Origin of the sequence: Flavobacterium sp. (genome assembly GCF_028689845.1) — a bacterium.
GTDB lineage: Bacteria > Bacteroidota > Bacteroidia > Flavobacteriales > Flavobacteriaceae > Flavobacterium.
On sequence record NZ_JAQVCH010000016.1, the window covers coordinates 42,094 to 63,547 of the forward strand.

The 21,454-nt window shown below is 36.2% G+C and carries 13 protein-coding genes; 1 reads left to right on the top strand and 12 read right to left on the bottom strand.

The genetic code is table 11. The features are described from left to right. Positions 1-68: 68 nt before the first annotated feature. The 12 genes from PHR76_RS07840 to PHR76_RS07895 form a co-directional block, all read right to left on the bottom strand. The gene (locus tag PHR76_RS07840) at positions 69-1,010 is read right to left on the bottom strand and encodes a glycosyltransferase family 2 protein (protein ID WP_300060615.1); all 942 of its coding nucleotides are present in this window, start codon (positions 1,008-1,010) and stop codon (positions 69-71) included. After that, entirely contained in the window at positions 1,003-1,977 is a 975-nt protein-coding gene (locus PHR76_RS07845; protein WP_300060618.1) for a glycosyltransferase family 2 protein, read from the bottom strand. Before PHR76_RS07845 ends, PHR76_RS07840 begins: the two co-directional genes overlap by 8 nt. After that, entirely contained in the window at positions 1,970-2,755 is a 786-nt protein-coding gene (locus PHR76_RS07850; RefSeq protein WP_300060621.1) for a CatB-related O-acetyltransferase, read from the bottom strand. Before PHR76_RS07850 ends, PHR76_RS07845 begins: the two co-directional genes overlap by 8 nt. Before the next feature lies 1 nt (position 2,756). Further along, the gene (locus PHR76_RS07855) at positions 2,757-4,205 is read right to left on the bottom strand and encodes a hypothetical protein (RefSeq protein ID WP_300060624.1); all 1,449 of its coding nucleotides are present in this window, start codon (positions 4,203-4,205) and stop codon (positions 2,757-2,759) included. Further along, positions 4,198-5,223 (bottom strand): nucleotidyltransferase family protein, encoded by a 1,026-nt coding sequence (locus tag PHR76_RS07860; protein ID WP_300060627.1) that lies wholly within the window; start codon positions 5,221-5,223, stop codon positions 4,198-4,200. The genes PHR76_RS07855 and PHR76_RS07860 overlap by 8 nt, the downstream gene beginning before the upstream one ends. After that, positions 5,220-5,900 (bottom strand): acylneuraminate cytidylyltransferase family protein, encoded by a 681-nt coding sequence (locus PHR76_RS07865; RefSeq protein ID WP_300060630.1) that lies wholly within the window; start codon positions 5,898-5,900, stop codon positions 5,220-5,222. Before PHR76_RS07865 ends, PHR76_RS07860 begins: the two co-directional genes overlap by 4 nt. After that, positions 5,900-6,955, bottom strand: coding sequence for an N-acetylneuraminate synthase family protein (locus tag PHR76_RS07870; protein ID WP_300060633.1), 1,056 nt, complete (start codon positions 6,953-6,955; stop codon positions 5,900-5,902). The genes PHR76_RS07865 and PHR76_RS07870 overlap by 1 nt, the downstream gene beginning before the upstream one ends. Next, the gene (locus PHR76_RS07875) at positions 6,952-7,788 is read right to left on the bottom strand and encodes a hypothetical protein (RefSeq protein ID WP_300060635.1); all 837 of its coding nucleotides are present in this window, start codon (positions 7,786-7,788) and stop codon (positions 6,952-6,954) included. The genes PHR76_RS07870 and PHR76_RS07875 overlap by 4 nt, the downstream gene beginning before the upstream one ends. Before the next feature lie 48 nt (positions 7,789-7,836). After that, a complete protein-coding gene (locus PHR76_RS07880; RefSeq protein ID WP_300060638.1) occupies positions 7,837-8,838 on the bottom strand; it encodes an NAD-dependent 4,6-dehydratase LegB in 1,002 nt (333 codons plus the stop codon). 16 nt (positions 8,839-8,854) lie between these two features. Next, positions 8,855-10,147, bottom strand: coding sequence for an ABC transporter ATP-binding protein (locus tag PHR76_RS07885; RefSeq protein ID WP_300060641.1), 1,293 nt, complete (start codon positions 10,145-10,147; stop codon positions 8,855-8,857). A 15-nt stretch (positions 10,148-10,162) separates the two neighbouring features. Then, positions 10,163-11,029 carry an ABC transporter permease gene (locus tag PHR76_RS07890; protein ID WP_300060644.1) on the bottom strand — a complete coding sequence of 289 codons (867 nt, stop codon included), beginning with the start codon at positions 11,027-11,029 and terminating at the stop codon, positions 10,163-10,165. Positions 11,030-11,165: 136 nt separating this feature from the next. Then, positions 11,166-20,507: a GEVED domain-containing protein gene (locus PHR76_RS07895; RefSeq protein ID WP_300060647.1), complete on the bottom strand. Its 9,342-nt coding sequence runs from the start codon at positions 20,505-20,507 to the stop codon at positions 11,166-11,168. A gap of 764 nt (positions 20,508-21,271) precedes the next feature. Here PHR76_RS07895 and PHR76_RS07900 point away from each other — a divergent pair. Then, positions 21,272-21,412 (top strand): hypothetical protein, encoded by a 141-nt coding sequence (locus PHR76_RS07900; RefSeq protein WP_300060650.1) that lies wholly within the window; start codon positions 21,272-21,274, stop codon positions 21,410-21,412. Positions 21,413-21,454: the final 42 nt, after the last annotated feature.

A 21,454-nucleotide genomic window follows, 5' to 3' on the forward strand; every position in this document is an offset into this window, starting at 1 on the left:
ATAATTTTTATTATTGAAATGCCTTCGAAATTGTGGTACTTTTTGTTAAAAAATAACCACGAGATGCATTAATCAAATAAAGAATAGCCTTTTTTAGTACATTTAAAGAACACAATTGCTCCAGATAATTTCAAAAAAGAAAGATAAGCATTTGATTTTAAATAAAGTCGACTCGCTTTTTGATAATACGAAAACCAATTGTCTTGCTTCGCAAACAGTTTATTTCGTACGGTTTTTTTATAATAGTTGGCAATATGGTTTGTGAATTTGGCTTTATTTTGCGAATCCATTTTTTCCAATAAAGCCAAATGTTTAAAGCGGGCTTGAAAAGCAGAATTTAATTCGACATCATTTCCTTTTTGAATTTCTTTTTTAAAAGAATCGTCATATTGAAAATAAGTTACCAAAACTTGTGGTAATCGAATCATAATCGGATTAGCATAAATCATCCGCAAATTAAAATCCCATTCGTCATGATTGCCAATCGTTTCATCAAAAAGTTCAGTTTGTTGGTCTAAAAAAGATTTTTTCCATAAAATTCCACACACAAAGTAACACACTTTATTCGTAAAATAGTCTTCAATCAGGTTATCTGATTCAATTCGATTCACATCTTGTAGTTCACCGGATTTTTTATTAACGCGTTCTACATGAGCTAAAACACCATCTGTAGTTTGCTGAAAAGCATCAACATAACTTTCTAATGCAGTTGGTTTTAAAAAATCATCACTATCAAAAAAATAAATGAAATCACCTTTTGCGTTTTCAAAACCATAGTTTCGGCATGCATTTGGTCCTTTCATTCTATTTGAAGGTCGACTGAACAACTGAAATCGATTATCCTTCTCACAAAAGGCGGTAATTACTTTAGTCGAATCATCGGTAGAACCATCGTCAACCACTAAACATTCAAAATTTGGATAGGTTTGTTTACGAATACTTTCGAGCGTATCGATGATTACAGCTGCTCGATTAAAAGTTGGAATAATGACAGAAACCAATTTATCCATTCCATTTGAATTTAAATTTAAGCCATCTATTTCTTAAAATATAAGGTGATTTTTTGATCACTACCATGAGTTTACTGAAAAGAATGAGTTCAAGAGCCTTAAAATAATTATACTTTTTTAATTTCGGAAAAAAATCATTGATGATGGCTTTGGTTACTTCATCATGTTGGTAGCTGTTGCTTGTAAAAAGGAGTTTTACCAACTTATCATAAAAAAAATCTAATAAAACAGCCGACTTAATTTGCTCACTTCGTGTGAAATTTTCGGATAGAAAAAACAATAACGATTCTTTATATCCCTTATTATAAACTGCATTTTTACTCGATTTGGTTTCTTCATGTTGTCGATACAGAAATCCGAAATGAGCAATAATTTGATATTGATTCGGTTGACAATCAAAAAAAAGACGAGTAAAATATTCGGCTTCCTGCCCTCTTTTCATCCTTGGATTAAACAACGGTTTGTTTTGGAGAAATGATTTTCTAAATAAAACAGAGTTTGTAATAATTTTGATTTTCCACATCGCAAAATCTTCATACAAATTCGGCGTTTGTTCTATTTTTAAAACCGTTTTTTCATCTGTGTTTGCATCCCAATAATAGCCAGAAGCAATTACAAAATCAAGATTTGGCGTAAAAGTATTTACTTTTTTCTCAAGAAAATCAGGCAACATTACATCATCACTATCAAACCAATTGACATATTCACCTGAACTCCTTTCAAATCCGTAATTCCGACAAGAATTGGCTCCTTTTGACAATTCAACTGGTCGATGAACTACTGTAATTCTCTGATCATTTTTCGCAAAAGAAGTAACAATTTCAACAGTCTCATCAGTTGAACCATCATCAACCACAATACATTCCCAATTTGAATACGTTTGATTCTGAATACTAATTAAGGTTTCGGCAATCAAGTTTTCTCGATTGAAAACAGGGATAATAATGGAAACTAAACCGTTACTCATGGTTGATGCGAGTTAACGTTTCTGACGAAATTTCATTTTGAAAAAAAGCTTTGTTTTTGGCAATTTTCTCCTCAGTCCAATCCCACCATGCCAGTTCTTCAAGTTGTTTTATTAAGGTAGGGTCAAAACGATACCCAATTACTTTTGCTGGACTTCCTGCGACAATGGCATAGGCCGGAACATCTTTTGTGACCACACTATTGGCGGCTACAACAGCTCCATTTTCAATAGTGACACCGGTTAATATAACTGAATGTGTCCCTATCCAAACATCGTTTTTTAGGATGATTCCACCTTTGGTTACTTTTTCATCTTTCCATTTTTCATTAAAAAAATTTTGTCCAATAAAATAACTTGTCGGTTTTTTAAAATTATGATTGAATGTTTGAAAAGTAACATTCCGTGCAATCGAACAAAAATTACCAATAAAAACAGGTGCTTCCACACTGGAATAAATATCTAAATTAGGTCCCCAAAGCGACGTAAATTTACCGGTAGTCACCACACCCAAAAGCGTAGCTCCATTAATTTTATTATTTGCCCCAATTGTAAGGGTTCCTTTTAATTTACTTTCCTGAATAGTGGTATGTTGAGCAATCGAAATCGTTCCTTTTAGGTTACTGTTCACGATAGAATGCGGTTCTTGGAGCACTATTGCACCTTGAAGAACCGATCCAATTACACGAGTTTGTTTGGGTACATGAATAGTTGAACTAATGGAATTTAATCTTCCTAAAAGTGATTTGATTTTGGATAAAATTCGATTAAAAAAAATCATTTTAACTAAATAAGTTTAGGCTTTTTTTGGGTTCAATTTTCGTTTGGGTTCGGTTCTTTGCCTTTTCTAAAATTTGTTCTAATTTAGAATAAAAAGCTACGTCTCCACTATTCAAATATACAGCCTTTTGTGCAGAAATTAAATCTTCGAAAGAAAAAACACCAATTTCATTGAGTAAAACCGTTTGAACATCAAACAAAGACGCTTCAATAGCAGTTCCCGAAAAATGAGTAATATGTACTAAAGCATTTGACAGCAATAAGGGAAGCGGTTCGTTGGTGGCCGACTCAATCGTTACTAAATGTAGTATTTGACTGTTTTTTAAATAGTTAGTTATAGCCTCCATTTCTTTCAACTGTCTGGGATGTAATCGGATAAACCAATGCGTTGGATTGTCTTTTATAAAATTGATTATTGATTCTGGAAAAAGTTGTTCAATTGTTAACGGACTTGGTTGCAAAGAATAAAGTATAAAATCTTTCTCTGGAAAAGTATTTTCTTTTATTTTCCAATAGTCAATCCAAGGATTTCCAACTACTTGAACCGAATATAACTTATTTTTTGAAGTCCATTTTTCAATTACATTTTTACTGCTTTCATCCCAACACCAAAAGTTTCTAGGAATCATATCGTAGCCTTCTGCTGGCAATGAAAACCAACTGCTGTAGGCCATGTGCACAATCGATTGCGGCCCGTGTTGCATTTCAATAGTCATTATATTCTTTCGGTTTGCGGCTGCAGTTAAGGCAAAAATATCTTCAATATAATAACACAAGATTAAGACTCGTTTGGGTTTAATTTTAGCCATTACTTTTTCAAAAAAAAGCACTTTTGGATAAAATTGAGTCGTTGCCCATTGGCCAAGTTGTGCTGTTGAATATTTTTTACAAAATTGATCAAAAATTGGGTTTTGATTTAAATAAGCTAAAAAATCTTCATAACCCGAAATTTCTAACGTCACTTTTTTTGTAGAACCAGAATAGCGATATAAAAAGCCTTTTAAAGCTGTTGAAAATGAAAAAATTAAATTAGAATTATATTGTTTGTGAGAATGAGGCCCATATTCTAAATACATGGATTGTTTTGCCAAATTAAATTGGTCAATCATACAATCAAAATACCGATTAAATCGTGCATTTCGATAATCAACACGATGAGCATCGGCCCCCACAAAAATAATTTCTTTATTAGTCAAGGTTTTCATCCATGAAAAATAAGAGAACAAGGCTTTTAAAGTTCTTCCTTTTCCTTTTAATTTTTCTAAAAAAGGTTTATTTTTTGGCTTATTGGGAGTGAATTCACTTTTTTCTATAGTCGTTATCAAATAAAAAAAAAGTTTGATTCTTAGATGTGGCCATAAATGGATAGAATCAACTTTCCATTGATTTACTGGAAATTGTTGCTCTAGAGAAAGTATAAACTGTTGTATGTCAAGACGAGTTTTAATCATTTTGCAGATTTTGGTAATCGGTCGGTAATCCGATGTCCATCCAATCATCGTTGGCTTGATATATTTTTACACATTTTTTTTGATCCATTGCTTTCACAAATAAATTAGGCATGTCAAAATAGTCGTTTTCTATTAACAATTGCCTCACATTTTCATTCAAAATATAGATGCCTAAATTAATATCAAAAGTAGAGGTTGGTTTTTCTTTAAGTGATAACAAATTGTAGTTCGTGTCGTATTTTACTTCAGCATACGGATTGGTATAGCTCATTTCTTTGGTACACATTACGGCATCGGCCTGAAGTGAAGTATAAAATTCTAAAATTGCCCGATAATCTAAACTGGTCATCACATCGCCATTCACCACAAAAAAAGGATGTTTCAAACGCTCTGGTTTTATTAAGCTCAAAGCTCCTGCAGTTCCCAAACGTTTATCTTCCACAACATATTCAATCGAAATACCTAGTGATTTTCCGTTTCCAAAATGATTTTGAATAATTTCTTTTTTATAATTGACACAAAAAATAAAATTTTCAAATCCCTGATTTTTAAATGATTCTACAATATATTCCAAAATAGGTTTCCCTTTTATTTGCAACATTGGTTTTGGCACTTCTTTGGTTAATTCGCCTAGACGAGAACCTAAGCCACCCACCATAATGACTACCGCATTGGGAAGAATTTCTTTCTCGAAATTATTGAGTAAAAAAACTTCTTTTAAAACGCCATTTTCATCTATTAACGGAACGTGTAGCCTTCTTTTATCCTGTAAAAAGGAAATAATTTGGTTTTTAGGTGTGCGATAAGATAGTGTAAACGGGTTCGTATTAATGATGTCTTCAACTGCTTTTTTTTGATTGAGCAATGCTTTTCGAATATCACCATCGGTAATAATACCGTACAAGGTTTCATCATCATTTACTACTGCCAGAAAACCAACACCAAACGCATCTAGTTGTCGGATGATATCTTCAAAAGAGCGAAGTTGATTGATATTTACTCTAAAAGACTGACTCATAAGGCGATTGATTTACTTAATAAAAAAGCAGCATAATCAAAATCTTCTTGATAATCGATATCGATGGAATATTTTCTGTCCATAAGATAAGCAAATGATTTGGCTGAAAAATAGCGATTTTGCTGAATCAAATTTTTAGTAAAAATATAAATGGAGCCATTGGGATAATAACTCGTTTTTAAACTTTGTCGATTGGATAATTCATCATCAAAAATAGGCTCAAAAGTTAAATCTTCTCGGATATATTTATGCCAAGAAATCGGATGCACTTCTGGCGTATATGAAATAACTGAGTCTGCCTTTTTTTCATAAAAGAGGGCAATTGCCTCTTCAATATGAATTGCTTTACGTAAAGGAGAAGTAGGTTGCAATACCACAAAATGATCCATAGTTAAACCGCTTTTTTCCCATTCTAAAAGCATGTAGTTATACAAATCAATTGCTAAAGCCGAATCAGTGGCCAAATGAGCTGGACGCAATGCTGGAACCAACGCACCATAGTTTTTGGCAATAGTTGCAATTTCCTCACAATCGGTTGAAACATAAACTGCCGTCACACTTTTTGCCTGTAATGCGGTTTCAATGGTATAGGCAATCAAGGGTTTGCCGTTCAGTAATTTTATATTTTTACCGGGCAGCCCTTTTGAACCTCCTCTTGCTGGAATGAGTACAATCATTATTCAAAATTATTCCAATTAAATAAAAAATCTTCATCAACGGCTTGATTCAGTTTTCTTCCCAGCAAATAGTGGTATTCATTTGGCGGAATACCAGTCCCTGGTCTTTTATAGTTCAAATCAGCTTCCGTTAAGACATGTCCTTTTTCTAAATTTTTTGCAGAAACGATACTTCTTCTAAATTTAGCTTTTTTCTGTTCTTCCTCTTCTGACACCACTCGGAATGTATTTCCGAGAGCAGCGGCAATTTTTTTGGAATCCGCACAAATGGTTTTCATTTCCACTGGATTTGCCGATATTTCGTGGTCCCAGCCGGGTAAATCTTTGTCTAAGGTAAAGTGTTTTTCGATAATACACGCTCCCAAAGCTACAGAAGCTAGTGGAATCGAGGCTCCAAAAGAGTGGTCTGAAAAACCAATAGGCAAGTCAAACGTTTGTTGCAACATCGAGATGTTTCGCAAATGAATATCCTTATCTTTTGGTGGATAAATTGAAATGCAATGCAGCAACACAATTTGGTTGTTTCCTTCGGCTTGAATGGTTTTTACAGCTGTTTCAATTTCTGCCATATTCGACATTCCTGTGGAAACGACAATGGGTTTCATCGTTTTGGCGGCATATTTCAAAAAAGGAAGGTTGTTAATGTCCATGGACGCAATTTTCAAAAAAGGGACATCGAGTTTGACTAACATATCCACTTCTCCCTTTGAAAAAGGAGAGGAACAAAAATCTACACCTTTATGCTCGCAATATTGCTTTAACTCTAGGTGCTGCTCATCACGCAAATAATATTTTTCGACCATTTCCTTTAAGGAGCCAAAATGCTTTTTAGCCGAATCGTCATAAGACTGATTTCGGTCATATTCTTCTTTCGCAATTAACGATTGAGGTGTCCATGATTGAAATTTCACAGCGTCACAGCCACATTCAACAGCACTGTCAATCATTTTTTTTGCCAAATCCATGTCGCCATTATGATTGGCACCAATCTCAGCGATAATATAAGGATTACAGAAGTTAAACACTTCTTTATTAGGGGTTAATTGTACTTTCATAGTTGAATTTCTTCCCACCAAAAGGGATTTTCAATTTTTTGTTTACTAATTTCATTAAAATAATCTGCTGTCAATTGAGGCATAAAAGCTTCATATTGATTGGCTAGCACTTTAAAATCTGGGTTATGTAAGGCTAAAGTACGATAATGATTTAATTTGATTGTTATTCCTTTTTTAAAATCGGCAAAAGTCATCGTTTTTCTTCCTATACTATTGGCGTCATGTTGTCTGTAAAACACGTGTGATTCAGAGGAAAAAACCACCTTTACGTCTGACTGTAAAATTACTGAAAATAAAAACCAATCAATGGCTATTAAATCGGAATTAAACGAGATTTGCTCTGGCAAAACGTTTCGGTTTATGGCAGTGTTGCCTAATCCTAAAAAATTGTAATGTGTGATAGAAGCCAAATTTATGGGCTGTGCTACTTCTTTACGGTTTTTCCAAAACAAATCACCTAAAACCGTTTTGTTTTGTGAAACTAAAACCAAATCATTGGCGACAATATCATAATCCTCTAATAATTTTTTACAAACTTCTACTCTATTTTCTGAAAAATAATCATCGGTATCACCAAAAATAATTTTAGAAAAATGACTGTGTTTTAGAAAAGAAAGAACGTAGGTCCGGGTTTGCGGAATACTTCCTTGAATTTTGACAAGTTGATAGTTTAGGGAAGTATTTTTCAAATAGTCTTCTAACTCAGCGATGCCATCATTAAATAAAAGCAGTGTAAAGGCAGTATCCGTTTGATTTTCAAGAGAGCGAATAAAATCCTCAAAATAAGGAAGATTAGCTGGAAAAATCACGCTACAAAAAACGGTTTCATTCATGATTTTACTATTTTACCATAAAATGCCTGAGCTATTCTACTTTATATTTTAAAGCGTATATAGATCTGATTTATAATTTTTTAAATTATCAGGAGACGCAAACCAATCTATGGTTTCTTGAATTCCTTGGTCAAAAGTATAGGTTAATTCCCAATTGGTCAATTCTTTTAATTTGGAATTATCGCCAAACAATCTAAAGACTTCACTTTTCTCAGGACGTAAACGAGCTTCATCTAACTGAATTTTTGCACTCGGATTGATTATTTTGATTATTTTTTCTGCTACTGCTTGAATCGTGATTTCAGAATTGGTCGCTATATTCACCTCCTGTCCAATTAAAGCAGGACAATTGGCAATGGCTTCAAAAGCACGAACGGTATCTTGTACAAATAACAAATCACGTGTTGGAGTGGTATCGCCCAATTGAATAGTTGTTTTTCCATTTAATAATTGGGTGATTATCGTTGGAATAAAAGCTCTGGCCGATTGTCGAGGACCGAAGGTATTAAACGGTCGAACGATAGTAATTGGTAAATTAAAACTTCTGTAAAAGGAATCGGCTATGGCATCGGCTCCAATTTTGGATGCAGAATAAGGCGATTGAGGTTGTTTTGGATGCTTCTCGTCTATCGGAACATATTGTGCTGTGCCATACACTTCTGAAGTAGAAGTAATTAAAATTCGTTCAACATTAAAATCGCGGGCAGCTTGTAAAATATTCAAGGTTCCTTTCACATTGGTATCAATGTAGGAATCTGGCGAATGATAACTAAACGGAATGGCAATTAATGCCGCTAAATGAAATACGATTTGACAATCTTTCATCGCTTCACGCACACCATTGGGGTCACGTACATCGCCCATAAAGATTTCTATTTTTTGTATTGTCTCTTTATCTAAACTATCCAACCAACCCCAAGAATTGAAAGAATTATAAAAACAAAACGCTTTTACTTGATAGCCTTGTTGCACTAAATATTCTACTAAATGAGATCCTATGAATCCATCGGCTCCAGTGACTAAAATCTTTTTTTGAGATAAACTATTCATACCTTTTATGCACTAATTAAATTAATTCTATGGACGCTTCTTGTATAAAGCCTTTGGGTCTATTCAGTAGTCCCGATTTCCAATAATCACCTCGAATCACGTTTAACGTATAAGCATCCTGTAAAAAATCAATCGTTTGATGTGGTGTATTAAAAGCTAATTTTTCACTAATCATAAATACAACTGAATAACGTCCTTCTCTGAATTGTAAACGAGGAATATCAATTACAATGCTTCCTTTTTCTTTCACTTCATAAAATTGTGTACCCAATTCATCTGTAGCAATTGTTGTTACTAATTCATCCGATTCATTTTTCAATTGAACTACAACTGTAAACTGTTTAGGGTCAATTTCACCCCTCTTAATATAATCAAAATGGAGTTGATAAGATTCACCACTGTGAACCTCTCCTACTTTTACCCCATCTTTATTTTTAGCATAAATATCTTGAACCGTTAATTTTTGATTGCCTTTTCTATCTTGTCTATCGCTAACTTTAATTTCACTCTTTTTGTATGAGTTTTCTAAATAATAATTAATCGCATCATCACTATTTCCTGTAAAAGTAATTCCACCATTTTCTAAGACAATTCCTCTGGTACATAGGCTTTTAACTGCCGCCATGTTATGACTCACAAACAAAACCGTTCTTCCCTGTGTTTTAGAAATATCTTGCATTTTTCCGATGGCTTTCTTTTGAAATTCAGCATCTCCAACGGCTAAGACCTCATCAACTACTAAAATTTCGGGTTCCAAGTGAGCCGCTACGGCAAAGGCTAGACGCACGGTCATTCCGCTACTATAGCGTTTTGTCGGCGTATCGATATAGCGTTCACAACCCGAAAAATCGATAATTTCATCTATTTTGGAAGTAATTTCTTTTTTTGTCATTCCTAAAATGGCACCATTGAGATAAATATTTTCACGACCAGTCATTTCAGGATGAAAACCAGTACCAACTTCGAGTAGACTTGCTATTCTTCCTTTAGTCTTAATATTGCCTGTTGTGGGCGAAGTAACGCGGGACAAAATTTTTAACAATGTCGATTTACCAGCTCCGTTTTTTCCGATGATACCTAAAACTTCGCCTTCTTTGACTTCAAAATTTATATCTTTTAATGCCCAAACATATTGATTAGAGCCTTTAACGCTTCTATCATTTACTTCTCCTACTTTCAAATATGGGTCTTCTTTCCCACGAATGGTATGCCACCATCTATTGAGGTCGTGGCTCAACGTTCCTGTTCCAATTTTCCCTAAACGGTATTGTTTGGAGATGTTTTCTACTTTTAAAATAACTTGGCTCATACGTTTTTTTCTAAATTAAATAACATCGATAAAACTTTTTTCTGTTTTAGTAAAAACGAGCAAACCGAAAAACAAAATCACTATCGAAAAAATAACCGAATACAGTATCGCTCCCCAATCGATATTACCCGACCCTAAAAAGGCATATTTAAAAAAATCAAAGAGTCCGGTGAGTGGATTCATATAAATTAATTGGTGGTATTTTGGGTCAGCTTTTTCTAATACTAAAGAGGTAGGATAAACAATTGGTGTGATATACATAAAGAGCGATATTCCAAATGTAATTACAAAATTTAGATCTCTATATTTTACCGTTAACGAAGAAATAAGCATCCCCGCTCCTAAAGCAATAAACGCAATTATCAAAAGTAGTAATGGTAAAAAAAGCACATACGCTGTTATATGTATTGGAGCCCCTTGTGAAACATAATAGGCCAAAACAATCAAAAAGAAAACAAACTGAATACCGAATTTAATCAAATTGGAGACCGCAACTTTTAAGGGCATGATGATTCTAGGAAAATAGACTTTTCCAAATATATTTTGATTGGCGGTAAAAGTCTCAGAAGTTGCTTTTAAACAATCTGAAAAATAAAACCAAAGAATATTTCCTGCTAGTACAAATAAAAAATAAGGAATACCATCAGAAGGAATCGATGCAATTTTACTAAAAATAACAAATTGAATTACAGAGGTAATTAAGGGTTGAATCACAAACCAAACAGGCCCTAAAATTGTTTGTTTATAAAACGTAACTATATCACGTTTGACAAATAAAAGAAGTAAATCTCTATAATGCCATAATTCTTTGATATTAAAATTGATTGCTTTTTTCGTTGCCGAAATTTCAAACAACCAATCTTCTGATTTTGGAACTTGCATAGGTAATCAAATATTTTTTCAAAAGTAAAGTTTTTTTATGAGTTAAACTTATTCCTTAAAAACTTATATCCGATTTGAGCATAAAAAAACCCCCGATTGCTCGGGGGCTTTAGGATTGAACTAAAGTTCAATGGAATTATTGTTTAACAACTCGAATGGTTTGAGTTTGTTGCTCTTGCGTAACGATTACACTGTAAACGCCAGCAGGATAACGATCTCCTAATTGTTGTGTTGTTAATTGGTCGAATTTAAATTCGCGAGCTTCTAACAATCTTCCAGCCATATCATAGATAGCAATGCTAACTGGAGTAGTGCTGTTTGAACGTAGGTTAATCGCAAAGTTATTTGCAAATGGGTTTGGATAAGCCACTGCTTTGAATTCGCCCATTAGCGTTTCTGTTCCAACTGTAGTTCTAGTAATTGGTGTGATTGGTCTTCCAACACCTCCAGGAACTAAAATATTACAATCTTTACCAGCGTAATAGTTGCCATAAATCTCTACTTCTACAGTTACAGAATAAGTTCCGCCTGCTGTTAATGGAGATAAAGCATTAAAATTACTCAATTTAAAGAAACGTGAAGGAGTTGTGTACACTTGGCTATAAGCCAATCCGTCTGTTAACGTAAAACGGTATTGTGTCGCTCCACCAACTGGAGAAGCATACACTACTGTGTTTAAGTTGGCAGGTGTAATTCCATTTTCTCCACCACAACCTTCAATAGAAGCTTCTTGGGCAAACGGTGTAAATACCGAACAAGCTGCTCCAGCTACTGCAGACCATTGTGGGCCACTTGAAGTTGGAACTTGAACGCGGATTGTTACGCTATACTCTGCTCCAAATTTAATTGGAATACCTGTTAATTGTAACAAGTTAAATGATTCGCCTGAACGAACTAATGTTGTTGTTGCTACTGGTAAACCACCTTCAATTAAAGCTACATTATATTCATAGTTTAATGCTGAAGGCACGACAACTGCACGAATGATGTTATTCATTTGTACTAATGTTGCCCCACATGAAGTTGACGTTAAAACCGTGTTTGGAACTCCTGGTGTAGTAATTGTACAAGGAGCACCATAAACTTCCATCCACTCTTGGTTTAATCGAAGAGCTACTTCTACTGAATAAGGCGTATTGTATTCTGCAAAATCAGTATAAGTTAATTGAAGAATATAGTTAGAACGATCTACAATACGAACCGCATTGGTTATTAAATTCGTTATTCTAAATCGGTAACCCGTCACAGTAACTCCATTTGGAATTGATTGCGAATAGGAGTTTCCTCTAACAGCTTGATTAAGCGACGTTAATAATTCTCCGCAATTCTCCGCACGTAATGTTGCTGTAATAACAGGACAACCATCTGTTGTGCTTCCATTACAGTTTTGGTCAATACCATCATAACAAATCTCGGTTGCTCCTGGGTTGATAGAAGCTACGGCATCATTACAATCGCCAGCAATGGCAACATATCCAGCAGGTTGATCACAAGTTGAAATAGTAATAGCATCATTTCCATAACCATCACCATCTGCATCTGCATACCAAATAGTTGCTGGTACTACAATAACGTTAGCGGAAGTAGTAGCAGCAAAACATCCTGTACTAGGATTTGTTGCTGTAGCAACATAGGCTGTTGTTTCTCCTGGTCTGGCATACACAGTAGCAGAAACACCTCCCGTATATGGGATAGACATTGCTGCATCTGTAAATAATCCAGTAGTTGGAGCCCAAGTATAATTAAATACACTTGACTTAGTCAACACGATATTAGGTCTATCATTTGAAGAACCTGTTGGCGTGCCTGCTGATAATACATTTGCTACAGACTGGCTATCTGCTCTATACCAGTTTGTGCTTACAAAACCGGGGTTAGAATTTGCAGTAATTACAGCACCTGAACCTCCATTGTTAGTACTATAAGATGTTTGAATAACAATATTACTGGTACCATTCCATATAAAGGTCGATGTTAAAGGAACATTTACATTCGCTGGGAAACCAGAAGTTGGCACTGTTAAGGTCGAAGCTGTTCTAACTACTGTTAAACTTCCAATAAACGAAGAAGAAGTCAACACATTAGAAGCTGTATGCCCCATAGCCACACTGAATCCAGTTAAGCTACCAGAGAAACCACTTGCTACAGAGTTAACATTGATAGCCAATCCAGAGATAATATCCCCTGAAACAAAGCCTAAAGCTGTCAACTCTGAAGCTCTGTAAAGCATTTGATGTTTCGCACCGCCATACCAATTTGAAAATGGTGAAGGATAAGCATACTGGTCATTTAGATTAGTTCCTGTTCCAATCACTACAGCTCCAGATGAAGTGGAAGAAGCAGTCAATAATACTGGACTTCCATTTGCACAAACTGAACTCGTTGCCGGTGTAATTATAGCTGCAGGCAATGGGTCAACATTAACCGCAAAACTAGCTAGATTCACACAACCACTAGCAGTATTAGAAGCTGTTAACGTATAACTTGTCGTAGCTGTAGGGTTAAAGGTATAACCTGCTACCGCAGAACCAGAAACACCAGTCATTGGTGACCAAGTATACGTATCATAATCACCCACGGTTGAACTTACGTTAACCGTAGTTGAATTACCTGAACAAATTGTAGCACTTGAAGCACTCAATGTTAAGGCAGGTGGTGCCGTTACAGTAGCTGTTACCATTGTTCTAGGCGACGCACATCCTGTTGTTGATTTTAAATTATAGAAATAATAATAAGATCCAGTTGTAGTACCTCCCCATTCTGATGAAGTAACATTTAAATTCGTAGAATTATATGGGAAAGTATTAGCAGAAGAAGATCTCACTAAATTTGCTCCTGTATAAGACTTCACTAAGATTCTATAACCAGTACCGGGTACCATATTAAAATTCAACGGAATAACATTTGGAGTAGTAGTTCCTCCTGCAACAACCGTTACATTTCCTGTTGAGAAAAGTTCCGTTGTTAAAGCAGAATTCATAATTTTAATATTAACAGTACCTCCAGTTGTAGCATATAAGTCAACTGACTCCAACTTTAATGGCACTAAAACATCAAATACAATTCCCCAATCAGTGAATGTTGAACCAGTATCAGATGCTCCAGGAGCAACTCTACCAGCATTTGAACTAGTACCACCAATACTTGCGTCTACATAATAATTAGTTGTAGTAGAAATACTTGGAGTAGTAAAGGAAGCACCTGTAGCAAGTGGAGCACCACCTGTAGCGTCTGCATACCAACTAATTGTTGCTCCAGCGGAAGGTGTAGCTGATAAATCAACAGTACCGGTTCCACATCTGCTAGCAGCAACTGTGCTGTCAACAGAAGGAGAATTTACATTGATTGCAACCGTATTGGTATTTGCAGACAAGCCACTGTTAGCACAAGTTACTTTACAATAAAAAGTAGTGTTAGCAGAAATAGTTCCTGAAGTATAGGTAGGATTTGTGGCACCTACAATAGCAGTTGCTCCTTCATACCATTGGTAACTAATTCCTGTTACACCCGTAGTATATCCTGAAACACTTAATGTAGTTGTTCCAGAAACACAAATGTCAGTTACTGATGCTGTTGCAGTTCCTGCAGTTGGCGTTCCAGCACAAGCTGGTGCTGCCAATACATTAATTGCAAAGTCTAAAGTAACCCCATAAGTACCCGAATAACATGGATTTGGCGTTGCTTGACCAGAGTCAGCAGTACCTAACCTTACACGATGTACTCCAACTGGAGCAGACAAAGGCATAACAAAAGATAAATCTAATGTAGTTGGATTAGAACCAAGAGAAACTCCTGACTTAACCAATTCCCCTGCATCAATAAAATCACCATCGTCGTTAAAATCAATCCAGATATGACTATCGTAAGTATATCCAGTTGCAAAAGTTACTTGGAAATTAACATTTGTAGATTGTGTAGCATTTACTGGCGTTCCACTATTATTAGCATACATCACATCCGCAATTGGGAAACTAGTACTACCAATAGTAACATTTGAAATTCCTGCACCATCATTACTTGTTGGAACAGAAGCACAGTAATCAGTTACCGTTAATCGAGCTCCTGTAGAATTAACAGTACATGCTGCAGGATAAGCCACTACCGCACGGTAGAAATTACCTGAACCTGTTGCTGTTGCCGCAGAAGTAGAAACGGTTAAAGTTGCAGTAGTTGTTCCTGAGTAAGTTACTCCTGCTGGAGTTGAATTGACTACATCAGAATACGTACCAGCTAAAGTAGTGGCACGTTGCCATTTGTATGTAGCACCAACCGTTGGACTCACCACTGTAAAAGTAGCTGAATTTCCTTTTAAAGCTGTTGCATTAGCAGGTTGTCCTGAAATGGTAGGGTTAGCAACTTCAACTGTAAATCCTACAGCATTAGAAGCCGCACAAGGTGCTGTACCATTTGCTACAACTTGGTAGTAATAAACACCTGCTGGTGTAGCTGGTGAAGTAGTAACACCTAAAGTTCCTGCAACCGATGTATTATAAGTTGCTCCAGCTGGCGTACCATTTGCAATTGGTGCAAAAGTTCCTGGATTCCCAGTAGTTGAATATAAATAGGTATATCCATCTACAGAACCAGAAGTAGTTGCCACAAAATTAGTAGAACCTCCAGCTAAACAATTAATTGCAGAAGTTGGTGAAACAGTATCTACTACTGGTGGGGTGCTAACATAAATATAAGCTAATTCAGAATTTACTGTATTTGCTGGTCCGTTTACTTCAACATAATATCTAGTATTATTATTTGCAAACGTAATTCCAGAAACAGTCAAGGTTGGAGTCCCGTCACCTGAAAAAGTAAGTCCAGACTCAGAATCTCCAAGTGGAGTGAATCCTAAACCAATATCCTCATACCATACATAAGTATCAACATCTCCTGAAGTTACTACAGTGAATACTGCTGTACCTGAAGTACATATTGACTCACTTTGTGGAGAACTTACAATTGCTGTAGAACCTACAGAAATTATGGTACTACCTGAAGTTACAGATTCACAAGGTGCAGAACCTGAAACTTCACAGTAATATTCTGAACCATCTAAGGTTTCAGGTGCATCAATAATAGATAATGTTGAAGAATCAACACCACTAAAATCGGCACCATTTGATAAAGCGACATAAACGTCATTATCAGCATCATACGTGTACCATTGGTATGCTAATCCAGAACCAGTAGCAGTAACAGAAATTGTTCCTGAAGTACCTGTTTGGATTGAAGAAGTAAATGGAGGCTGTGATGTAATAACAACAGCATCAAAAACTTCCACGTCATACGTTTGTACAGATGCACAACCAAAGTCGGTGATTGTAAAGGAAATAGTTGCTAAACCAGCACTTACTCCTGTTACTAATCCGTTTCCGTCTACCGTAGCCACACCTTCATTTGAAGAAGCCCAATCTGCTCCTGCTCCACCTGGCGATAATTGTAATGTTCCATTAGAACATACTTTATCGTCTGGACCTGTAATTGGACCATTCGCTGGGAAAGGGTAAACCGTTAAGTTTCCTGCACTAGTAGCTGTTCCGCCTGGTGTAGTTACAGATACCTGACCTGTAGTTGCTCCAATTGGCACTGTAAATGTAATCGTATTGATATCTACAACTGTAAATACAGTATCGGTAGAACCTATTTTAACACTAGAAACGTTATTAAAGAAATCACCTGTAATAGTAACAAGGCTTTCACTGTCTTCACATACAGAAATTGGGTCTAACAAGTTAACAATTGGTGCTGGAACCAAAATTCCAACATTATCAATTGATAAATCCCAATCACCTAGCGTTCGATTACCAGTAAAATCAATTAAAACGTTTTGACCAACATAAGCTCCTAACGAAATAACTTTGTTTTTATAACCACTAATACCATCATTTGCGATTGTTTGTAACACCGTAAATGTTGCTCCACAATCTGTACTCACAGAAACAACTAGCGTTCCTGATCCACTAGCTGGAGAGGCAAAAGGTGAAGAATAATTAGAAAACTGATAGTCAAACACTAATGCCTGACCAGCCACAATTGCTCCATAGCTAGCCGTAGCTATATTCTTGGGTGTACTTGTAAATATATTAGCATAAGCATTGTTTCCTGGATTACCTATCGCTCCACGAGCAGTACCTACTCCAAATCCAATAGTACTCCATCCTGCTAAATTTTCAATCACATCAAAGTTTTCCATGAACGGTACCGCTCTAGGGTTGCTATTGATTTCTGAATTAGTAGAATAAGCCACTTGACTAGAATTCGTACAGGTTACCTTTAACCGGTATAAAATAGTCGTTCCCGCAAATGCAGGTGGTTGATAGGTTAATGTCGTTGCTCCTGTTCCATCTGTGGCATTAGCCCAAGTTGAACCTGCATCGATAGATTCTTCCCATTGGAAAGTAATTCCTGCAGCAATAGTAGCTCCAGTCACCGTAATTGGTGCAACTGGGAATCCAGAACAAACCGATTGCGAAGTAACATTGACTGTTCCTCCGGTTGGCGTTCCTTCACATAAAGCAGTTACAGCGAAGTTGTCAAATGCTAAATAATAATCTTCATCTAAAATCACGTTTCCTGTAATTCTAAATTTCACATTTTGACCTGCATAAGCAGCCATACTGTAAGATTTTGTTCTCCAACCTGCTACACCATCATTCGTAATTGTTTCTAACGTGGCATAAGTAGCACCATAATTGGTAGAAACTTCTACTATAACATTACCTGAACCCGAAGCGGGTGCATCATATGGTGAACTATAGTTAGCTAAACGATAATCAAATGAAAACAATTGATTTGCAGCAACAGTTCCTAAGTTAGGTGTACTAAAATTACCTGTAGTTGCATAACTATAAAGGTTTTTATAAATAGTGTTACCTGGATTTCCACCAGCACCAGTAGATGAACCAACAGTAAAAGAATTGTTAGTCCATTGAGCCGGTAAGGTAGTAGTTGCAAAACCTTCAGTCCAAGGTACAGCCGTTACAACTGGCGGAACAAATCCAGCAGAAGTAGTCCACGTACTGTTATCAACTCCTGTAATACAAACGGAACGTACATGTAAATAATACGTTGTTGCAGGAAGTAACGAACCAATAGTTGCAGTTAAACCTGTTGTTGCAGTACCTGAAGCAGGTGGTGTTATTGAGGTGGTAAATGCCCACTCATAACCCACTGCTGGAGCAATTCCTGGAGCAACCCATGAAAGGTCTGCACTCGTAGAAGATGAAAAAGCAACGGTTAAACCAGATGGAGTAATACAAGATGGATTATCTTCTACCGTAAAATTATCTACATATAAATAATAACCATCTAAACCTCCAGATGGAACATGAACTGCAATATAAACATCGCCTGAATAAGCAGACATATCTATTGGAGCAATTTCAGTCATCACATCGGATGAAACAGTTGTAAGCGGTTTAATAACGTTAGTAAAATCCGCAGGTTGATTTCCTGTTGTAGATAATACCACTCTATAATCATTTGGCTCACTTGTAGAACGTGCACTAACAAAAAACTTTAATCTTTGATTTCCTGTTAAGGTCATTCTAGGCAAGATTAAATAATCATTATTAGCTCCTGAATTATAGTCAGTATATAAACCTGCCGCAATTGAGGAACCAACACCATAGGTTGTATACGTTATCCATTTATCATTATCTGCATTCGCATCATTTTGCGACCAACAGTTTGGCAAGTTTGGAGCTGTTACAGATTCGAAATTTTCTGTCCAAGGGAAAGAAGTAAGACTATCACAAGCTGTTGTAAAACTACCGCCCGGTGACCATGTACTTGTTCCAGAACCTGCACAATTGGCACGAACCCAATAGTAATATTGTGTATTACTTGTTAAACCTGATAAATTTACAGTAGTTATACCTGCACCCACATTTCCACTAGGTGTTGTGCCACTCGTTGGAGCAGTATTTGTTGTATCATAATAATAATCGTATCCACCAGAAGGCGCACTTACAGATGCTGACCATGAAATAGTAGCACTATCATTCGTTATTGCTGATGAAGTTAACGCCGATGGACTAACACATGCTGGTGGAGCACTAACGGTTACTTTATAATCTTCTGTTTCAGTTCTTGTACTTACTGTCATACATGGATCAGAAGGTGCACTAGCATTATAATCTACCATAGCTCTTAATCTGTAATCGCCATTAGCTGTTCCTAACGGAACCGCAATCGTTCCCGAATAAGGACCGTTACCGTAACCAGAAGTTACAAAAACTCTTTCAGCAGCATCAAAAACACCATTGGCGTTCCAATCTACCCAAATAGCTGCACCCAGCGTTCCACCTACTACATCCATAGTAAAATTAAAGGAACCTGTAGCATAGGAAGTTACTGCGGCACCAGAAAAATTACTCTGATATCCTGTAGTTGTATATCCTGAAGCTAAATTTGAAATATTAGTTGTACCTAATGTGGTAGAAAAATTATTGATATACGTTGAAGCACTACTAGAAGAAGGCGTACAATAGGCCAAACCAGTTCCAGTAGTAAAAGAACGCTCAATACAGCCCGTTGCTGACCCATTTGCGTTTTTAGGCACAACTTTCCAGTAATAAGTAGTATTTGGAGCTAATATACTAGGGGTATAAGTAGTTCCTGTTTGATTTCCTACTAATGCAGGATTTGTTGCTGTACCAAAATACACATCATAACTTGTTGGCCCTGCACCACCATCTGCCCATGTTAATGAAGCATTTGTAGGCACTCCTGTAGCAGAAGCTGCAGGCACATGAGTTATAGCACAGTTTGGAACTGTAGCAGAAGGAAAAACAACTTGCATTTGAGCTAGAGAAGCCGTTCTGCCAGTTGCAGTAGGCGGTGCAGCAGGATCTACATCTGTACCATCACGTCTATAGTAAATACCTGTATTCGCTCCACTTGTAAAAGATCTAAAGCTTGCTGAACAATAATAGCCTGATGAGTTTTCATCAACGGCCACAATTAAATTACTCGTTCCATTATATGCAAAAGGAGTATTTAAGATTAAATCAAACCAGTTTCCTGCAACTGGATTAATCGTTCCAGAAAACACCTGAGTTAAACTCGCTAACGGAACCCAATCCGTAGTAGTAGTAAAGGTTGTTTTAGCGGTATGAGCCATATAAACCGTCCAATTACTCCAGTTTTCAATTGATGCACCTGCATTATAATAAAATCTAATTTTCTCAATAGTTCCTGCTTGCGTTAATTGCGCAGAGGTGTAAATCTGTTGAGAATAGCTATAATCATAACAACTTACAATTGGTAAGTTTGATTGGGTTGCCGTTCCAGTCCCAATGGTAATCGTTTGTGAAAATCCTAAAGCTCCTGTTAAAAACAGCAAGCACAAAGTTAAACATTTTAGCCACGAACTTTTCGTGGAATAGGGCGTGTCTGTTGGATCTTTGCCCAACACGCCCGGTTCTCGAGTTTTGAGTCGCGTCCCCAAACGCCAACTCAACGAATTGTAGTATTTAATCATAATAAAAAAATTGGTTTTAAATTAAGACAGTGAATATAGTGAAATTTGTTAATAGCTTGTTAAGCTAAATTTCACTATTCGATAAAATACCTTTTTATACGATGAAGTGCAAGGTCATTTTAAGAAAAAAAATGAAGGTTATATTATTTTAGTTATAATTTGATGCGTATTTGTTTGGGAAGGTTTTTTATTTTTTTGGTGGATGGAATATTGATTTTTGACTTTTCTCTGAAGGAAGAAACACGGATTTTACGGATGATAAAGATTTACGCGGATGCTTGTTTTGGGTTTATGCTACTTTGAAATAACCACAATTCTTTTCGTTGTCTTGTCATTCCGACGCAGGAGGACACGAGCGACAGCGAACTGGCGAAGCAATCTCCACAAAACGTAATAACAAGCAGAATGATTAACGATTGCTGATTTTTGATTATTTTGGAGGATGGAACACGGATTTAATTGATGAAACGGATTTTCACGGATTTTTATTAGGGAGTTACTCATGGCTTCGATTAACCACTATTCCTTTCCACTCGCTTGTCATTCCGACGAAGGAGGAATCTTCGCTTATGATCATTATGATAAATGATAAAACGAGTAATCATTAATCATTCAGTCTGTCATTCCGACGAAGGAGGAATCTTCGCTTATTTCTATTATGATGAAAGAGAAAACGAAGTGAATTGAAGATTAACGCTTTTTTATTTGTTTGGAGGATGGAACACGGATGAAACTGATGAAACTGATTTTCACAGATTTTTATTATGGGGGTTTCTTTTGCTTTAATTAAAACTCCCTTTCCACTCGCTTGTCATTCCGAAGAAGGAGGACACGAGCGACAGCGAACTGGCGAAGCAATCTTCGCTTATGATCATTATGATGAAAGAGAAAACGAAGTGAATTGAAGATTAACGATTGCTGATTTGTTTGGAGGATGGAACACGGAT